The sequence below is a fragment of the Thioclava litoralis genome (assembly GCF_045278885.1).
Classification (GTDB): Bacteria; Pseudomonadota; Alphaproteobacteria; order Rhodobacterales; family Rhodobacteraceae; genus Thioclava; species Thioclava litoralis.
The window spans coordinates 1-6,606 of sequence record NZ_CP135448.1 but is presented as its reverse complement, the minus strand read 5'-3'; the positions used below and the strand labels follow the sequence as shown (position 1 = coordinate 6,606).

At 55.4% G+C, this 6,606-nt stretch carries 6 protein-coding genes; 2 read left to right on the top strand and 4 right to left on the bottom strand.

What is annotated here, in order from left to right; genetic code table 11:
* Positions 1 to 101: 101 nt before the first annotated feature.
* The 3 genes from RPE78_RS18720 to RPE78_RS18710 form a co-directional block, all read right to left on the bottom strand.
* Positions 102 to 605, bottom strand: a complete 504-nt coding sequence (locus RPE78_RS18720; RefSeq protein WP_330628033.1) for a hypothetical protein — start codon at positions 603 to 605, stop codon at positions 102 to 104.
* A gap of 21 nt (positions 606 to 626) precedes the next feature.
* Positions 627 to 1,637, bottom strand: a complete 1,011-nt coding sequence (locus RPE78_RS18715) for a replication initiator protein A (protein ID WP_330628032.1) — start codon at positions 1,635 to 1,637, stop codon at positions 627 to 629.
* Positions 1,638 to 1,895: 258 nt separating this feature from the next.
* The gene (locus RPE78_RS18710; RefSeq protein WP_330628031.1) at positions 1,896 to 3,149 is read right to left on the bottom strand and encodes a hypothetical protein; all 1,254 of its coding nucleotides are present in this window, start codon (positions 3,147 to 3,149) and stop codon (positions 1,896 to 1,898) included.
* 446 nt (positions 3,150 to 3,595) lie between these two features.
* On the opposite strand from RPE78_RS18710, the gene RPE78_RS18705 reads away from it, so the two are divergent.
* Together RPE78_RS18705 and RPE78_RS18700 are read left to right on the top strand one after the other, a co-directional pair.
* Positions 3,596 to 3,805 carry a helix-turn-helix domain-containing protein gene (locus RPE78_RS18705; protein WP_406721748.1) on the top strand — a complete coding sequence of 70 codons (210 nt, stop codon included), beginning with the start codon at positions 3,596 to 3,598 and terminating at the stop codon, positions 3,803 to 3,805.
* Positions 3,802 to 4,884 (top strand): hypothetical protein, encoded by a 1,083-nt coding sequence (locus RPE78_RS18700; RefSeq protein ID WP_330628035.1) that lies wholly within the window; start codon positions 3,802 to 3,804, stop codon positions 4,882 to 4,884. The genes RPE78_RS18705 and RPE78_RS18700 overlap by 4 nt, the downstream gene beginning before the upstream one ends.
* Here RPE78_RS18700 and RPE78_RS18695 read toward each other — a convergent pair.
* The gene (locus RPE78_RS18695; RefSeq protein ID WP_330628034.1) at positions 4,858 to 6,606 is read right to left on the bottom strand and encodes an Eco57I restriction-modification methylase domain-containing protein; all 1,749 of its coding nucleotides are present in this window, start codon (positions 6,604 to 6,606) and stop codon (positions 4,858 to 4,860) included. The genes RPE78_RS18700 and RPE78_RS18695 overlap by 27 nt on opposite strands.

Here is a 6,606-nt window from a genome sequence, read left to right as displayed (position 1 = left end):
GCAAACCTCAAAATTTGGTGCTACTTATAGTAGTCTTTTCGTCGACTGAAGGTCAAGGAAATCTCCTTCGTGGACACGAAGCGATGCGCCTGAAGCAGGCCTCACGTCTCGCTTCGTTTCCATGGCCACCAAGAACTGCGCTTCGGTCTGCTGTCAGCTAGAAGTGCAGTTATTCGTCCCTCGGAGCTATCTAGGCGCTTGCGCAGGTCGCTGATCGTGTCCGCCATTTGGTCTTTCTGGGCTTCTAGTCCGTTGGCTCGTTCTTGTGCGACGGCCAGCTCTTTTTCGAGTTCAAGAATGCGGGCTAAATCACTGTTTGTGCTGGTGCTTTTTGCGTGTTGCGCATAGTTGCTTTGGGTGGATTTTGCAACAGATGCTGCTGCAACGGCAGGGAAGACACGGTGAAGCTCTGACGGGTCTATCTCATAAGAGCCACTGTCGCCTTTATAGGCTGATATCTTGCCGTTTTTAATTGCCCTCTGGATTGTTGTCTTGTTTTTGCCTGTGGCAATTGCGGCCTCGGAGAGTGAGTATTTCATGGTGTTGCGCGCCGTTGTATTGTGGTGTTGCGCATCAAGGTAGCGTGTTGCGTGGCGCAATGCCAAGCGAATGCGCCTTTGGCGGGGTTAGCGCAGGCTGTCTTGCTTCCCGCAGTAGGCCACAAAAGCAGCGCCCGCGTTCTTCGGTGGGTTCCCTTTGGCCGCTTCGCTCTTAGCAAATGCCAGCCAGTCAGAGCGGAGGGCATAGTAGTCCCGGCCTCCTTCTCTGGCGATATCCCGCGCTTTCTCTTCGGCCCATTCTGGGAGCTTGATGTCGGGTGTGAGGCTGGCTTGCGGAGAGCGCGGACGAAAGATCACCAAGTCATCAGCCGTCAGCTCCATGCGGTAGAACGGGGTGTCGTCGTCCTGGATGATCTGACGCAGGTTTAGCCGGAACTTCTTCAAGGGGGCGTTGCTGCCAGTCTTCTCTTGAAGCTTAGCGAGGCCGATTTGCCACTTCGGCTGGCTGCCGCAATGCTTGCGGCCGATCTCATACAGACGGCGTTCCAGCGGGCGGCGCAGGCGAAAATAGTCGTTGGAGATCGTGACGACCTCGTCGCTTTCGATCGCGCGCATGACCCAGTCAGACAAGATCACTTCACAGTAATCGAGCCGCCACTTTCCTTCCTCCTTCATCACGAAGCCGCTGCCGGATTCCAGCAGGCTGAAAAAGCGTGTTTCACGCTTGTTGCCGGTCTGGATGTCCGTCTGGAACGTGGTGCCAATGAGCCTTTGGAAGGCTTGTTCCAGGCGCTGATACTCGACCCCGCCTGTCTTACGGTTGGTTGTGATCATCAGCTCACGGGCACTGAAACGGACCCGCTTGCCGATTTTCTCCCCTCGGTTCTTTCGGTGCATGAGCTGGCTCACGCAGAAAATCAGGATGTCTTTGTCAAAAATCGTGGGCAGGCCGACCCCAGAGGGGACGATCTTCAGCCTGTTGTCGCCACCGCGATATTCGAGGTGGCGCATGTCAGGTTTCGTCGCGAGCGAGAACAGCGGATGCTCCATTGAGGCCATATCGTCCTTCGGCACCACATCAGAGATGTCGAGGATGAAGAAATCCTTCTGGGGGTGCCTGTCAGGGAGTAGAGCCATCCATCTGCCTTAGTGCTGTTCGTTACATCAGGAACCAACATCAAGCATGGCTCACCCATTCGTCAAGTTCGTTATATCAGGACCCTGCGTGAGAGCGTTTTGGCTTCGTTAGTTTCGGAACCCAAATTCGTTAGTTTCGGAACCCAAATTCGTTAGTTTCGGAACCCTGTGGATACTTTATTGCTTTGATATCGGCATGTTACGGGTGATTTTTGGCCCCGTAACATACTCCGTAGGTAACACTATTAACACTAGGGGTCAGAGACCGTGGCTTCGGCCTCGATCAACCCGCTCAGGTAAATCATGCTCACGCTCTACTTGAGGTTCTTCCCTGACATGCGGTGCTTCAAGGCCAAGGTTCCGGTCATGACGCTGAACCTCTGTTGCGGCCTGTTGAGGCCAGCACATACCTTCCTCGATCTGGACCCCATCCGGTCGAAGTAGATTCTTCACAGAAGCTTCGACTTTTGCCATGAAGGCTCCGCATTTTGCGACCACCGCCGCCAAGTGCATTCGGTCGGATAAGCTGGGGAAGAGACCGCGCCCGGCTTCATAGCGATCATTCATGTTAGCAAGTAGCCCCATGCCTATCCCGTGGGCCGCTTCGTACACCCGCTCCGCCCCAGATCGAACGGCCTCGATTAAAGGCCACGGGTCAGTGTGTTCATCCCCTTCGACGCGGTGAAGGCCCAGAGCGCCCCTAGGAGGCTCGTAGGACGCGCCTAAGGCCTTGTGGCGGGCAACCTCCCCCTTGAGCATGAGATACTCACTCAGGGCCTCTGCATCGCGCTCTGAGAGGTCTGTGTCCCTGATAGCTTCCCAGAGCCCCTTAGAGGGCGCTCTGACGCTCTCACGGGCCTTGTCCATGACCGCACCATAGGTTTCCGGAGACAGATGCTGGCGTTGCGTGATTTCTTTCCGGGTACCGCGTACGATCTCGGCGTCCAGGTGTTCGCGGCACCAATCGGCCCAGGATGTTTGCAGGGCGGAGTATTCGTTGCGCTCGCCGGTGTCCTGTTTCAGCTCCTGCAGCGCCTTGTTGGTCGAGATCACCGGTTTGCCCCGGCTTTCCCGGACCGGGGAGACCATCACGTCGACCACGGCGCCGCCCTTCTCATCGAGATCGAGGCGGGTGGCGATCACCGATCCCTTGCCGCCCCAGCTCTCGGCCCATGCCTTCGCGTGATCGAAGAGCTGGCGGTTGTGCGGGTTCTCTGGGTCGTGGAGGTTGCCAGCCTTCTGCACCCATTCGGGAGACACGACGCAGATGGCTTGCAGGCAGAGGGGCGAGCCTTTCCGCTCGCCGGCTCCCAGCTCGGCTTTGTGCGCCTTGAAGGCTGCGAGGTAGTCGCGGTCGTTCTCGGCCTTTGACCAGGCAAGGCCGAAGCCGGGTTCTGCATCCTCGCGTACACGGGCCTTGCCGGTCTCGTCGTGACGCTGCGCATGGAGGGACGCCCCGCGAAGCTGGGCGATGGTGGAGATCTTGTTGACGCGTATGGCTGCTTTGAACATGGGGCCAGCGTAGGCCGGTGGGGGAGAATTGTCATTTTAAATGACAACCCACTAGGCAATTCTCTACGAGCCGCTCCGCTAATTGCCATTGGGCCAGAGGTGCTGCGCCCTCTTGGATCTCCTGCTAGGCGAAGCTTATTGATGTCGTGATCTAGTATCACGACTAGCCAAATAGGGATGTTCTGATACCTACGGGCCATCAGCTCACGGATTGGAATTGTTCATCTTGAGGCCATTCCGCCGCCGCAAAGGCTGCCCACGCAGATACTGCAGGCTCTGTCAGGGTATGACCTCGTACCCAGAGACAGCAAATTGGCAACGCCAAGCCTCTCTTTGGCTACTCATGGTCTGTAGACTTAAAGGCATCAAGTGACGATTTTTCTATTAGATTCGTTATTTTGCAAAGAAGCATGTCTCCTCAAAAACTTAGGAAGCCCAGCCGCACCTTGATCGGTACGCTCGCTGATAACGTGCGGCGACTTCGTCACACGCAAGGCCTTTCACAAGAAGAACTGGCTGATCTGTGCGGCATTCACCGCACCTATATCGGCTCGGTCGAACGCTGCGAACGTAACGTGACCCTAAGCACTATGGAATTGCTCGCCACTGCACTTGGCGTCTCTGTGATTGATCTTCTGACGCCCGAGGAAAAATGACTGTCGCACCACCGACCAACCCGCAACGCTATATTCAAGCCATCCGCAAAAAAGGTCTGACGATTTACGATCCGGTTGCCATCGGTGATCCGGACTACTGGATTCCCACACCTGAGCTTCAAGCGCTGCTGGATGACGGCCTGCGCGGCCTCTCTCTGACAGGATTACCGCTACGCACGCGATCGAAAGTCGTAAAGATCCGTATTTGCGAGGTTCTTGGCTATCCTGTTCCTAAATCCTTCAAGAAGAGCCAGCCCCGCTTTCCGGGGCAAATGTTTGATACCTACACCCAGAAATCAAATAATTTGCAAGTCTGGAACGAAGAGCTTTCCGCCTCGCGTCGATATGTGGTTATCCGCATCTCTGAATATGAAGACAAGCTCACCAAGGAAAAACATGCCGAGATCACCAAGGTTAAAGTGGTGACGGGTGATACGCTGGCCTTGCTGGATAAGACCGGAACGTTGACCAGCAAGTATCAGGCACGCTGCATTCCAGGTACTGTCGCGACAGAGCTGATCGCGCCTCATGATACAGCGCACATTTCGCCCTTCGTAGCGCCTGCTGTTGACTTATCGGGTGTTGCCTCGCCTATCCTCCATCCGGCTGAGGGCGAAGTTCTTGCGATCCAGTCGGTCTATCAAAAACTCAGCACACTGATCGGGGCGAGCTTTGTGGATGCTGGAGCGGATCAGGAGCGCAATCGCGGGGCTGCTCTACACCGCCTTGTCTGCCAGGCAATGGGATATCGCACTTATCAAGACGACGGGCAGTTTCCAGATGTGCGCCATCAATTGCTGGAGGTAAAGCTGCAGACCTCGCCCACCATTGATCTTGGGCTTGTTACGCCTGAAAGCGTCGAGCCGCTCGATGTGCCTATGATCGGCGGAAAGCAAATCCGTCATTGTGACGTGCGCTACGGGATTTTCTACGCAAATGTGGCTAACGGCATGGTGACGCTGACGCATTTTTTCCTCTCGACTGGCGAGGCGTTTTTTTCGCGCTTTCCTCAGTTTCAGGGGAAGGTTCTCAACGCCAAGCTACAAATTCCGCTACCTGCTGACTTTTTCGAGGGGTAGGCCAAAGGCTTCCCAGACTAACTGATCTAGCTCGCGTTCAAGACCTTCTGCATCCGGCCCATGGTTGGAATGATAGATGGTCTTGGCGAGGGCGATGATGTCCTGCGAGAGCGGCAATGCAGGATCAGGCAGCGGAAAGTTCTCTACGTATTGTGTAATAAAACGCCTGCGCCCAGCATAAAGTTTGTTGTTGAAGCGATGATCATAGAAGGCTTCTGCAAAGGTCGAGTTGGCGACTGCGCAGGCCAGCCATAGCAAATCTTCATCGCCATTGCCTTTGGCTACCAGCCAATAGCAATCGCCATTGACCACAGAGCCATCCAGATCAAGCCAGAAGGTTGGGCGTTCGGAAATGTCACGGAACACTAGTTTGGGAGCGCTCCAGGCTTGCGGGTCTTGGGGCACCCAGATTTCGTACCAGCGCCGCCCTGCGTCGATCACATAAGAGCGGCCTTCTAGCGCTGCGCGGTGGGTTTCCAGATAAGCGCGGCTTTTCGGGAAATCATCAAGCGGAATAGCCTGACGTTTGCCCTGCACGACTTCATGGGTGTAGAGAATGGAACGGCTTTTTTTAGGAATCGTCGCGCGGAATCTGCCGGCGCCATGATGCGTGGTCAAAGGTCGTAAAAGTTCCGGCTTATCGGAACCCATTGTGTGATCCCAGTCATGGCGGATGAAGATTTTATCAGCGCAGGTCTTAACGCCCACACGAATTTTACCGATCTCGCCAAAGCGCTTCCAACTATGGGCATCTACACATGCCAGCCATTGATCACCGGATTCGCTGGTTAGTCGCCAAATTTCTCCAGTATCGCTTGAAGATTCCAGGATACCATGGCGCACAGAAAAGCGCCGTCCGTCTGCGATGCTGACAATTCCTGCATGCGCAAGTGCCTCGATAGGATCGCGCAACTCTTCCGCAGTTTGTGCCTTATCATTGGTCTCATAAATCGAGACAAAACGTGCTGCCTCGGTAATGCTGCTGGCAGATCCTTTCGCAACCAGAACAGCAGGTAAGACCGCAGCGTTAAAGAGTTTCGTATCCCCGAGATCGAATATCTCAGTTAGGCCAAGACGCTCGCGCAATGCTGCGCGCAATGCGCCACCACCCTTAGTGGTCATGAAGCGGTTTGAAACAATGATCCCTGCTATGCCGTGAGGGTCGAGAACCTGCGCCATGCCAAGCAGGAACGCTTGATACAAGTCCACGCGCCCCGTCAGCCCGAAACGCACAGCTAGTTGCTGTGCGCGTTCCGATCCCATGATCTGGGTGCGCACATAAGGCGGATTGGCAATGATCAAATCAAACAGGGGCGGCTCTTTGGGCGAAAAGAGCGAGGGACTTGCATAGTCTCCTGCCGCGTCCAGCACAAAATCCAAAAAGTTGCTAGAGCTCAGCTCAAGCGCTACGTCCGGGAACGCGGCCTGGATACGGCGTGAGGATTCTTTCAGCGCCGCTGCATTCGTATCAAATCCGCGCACGCTCAATGCGGCCTGCGTTCTGCCCTGCAAGCTCTCCAGCAAGGCCAGCACCAGCTCGCCATCACCAATCGCAGGATCAAGAATGGTGATGGTCTTGCGGTCTTCCAGCGAGGCATTGTCCACAATCCGCTCAGACACGAAACGCGCGAGGATCTGAGGGGTATAGGTCGCACCATCTGCTTTCTCCGCAACAACGGACTGATAGCGACGAGCGTTATCTGTATCGGCGACTTGGAGCAT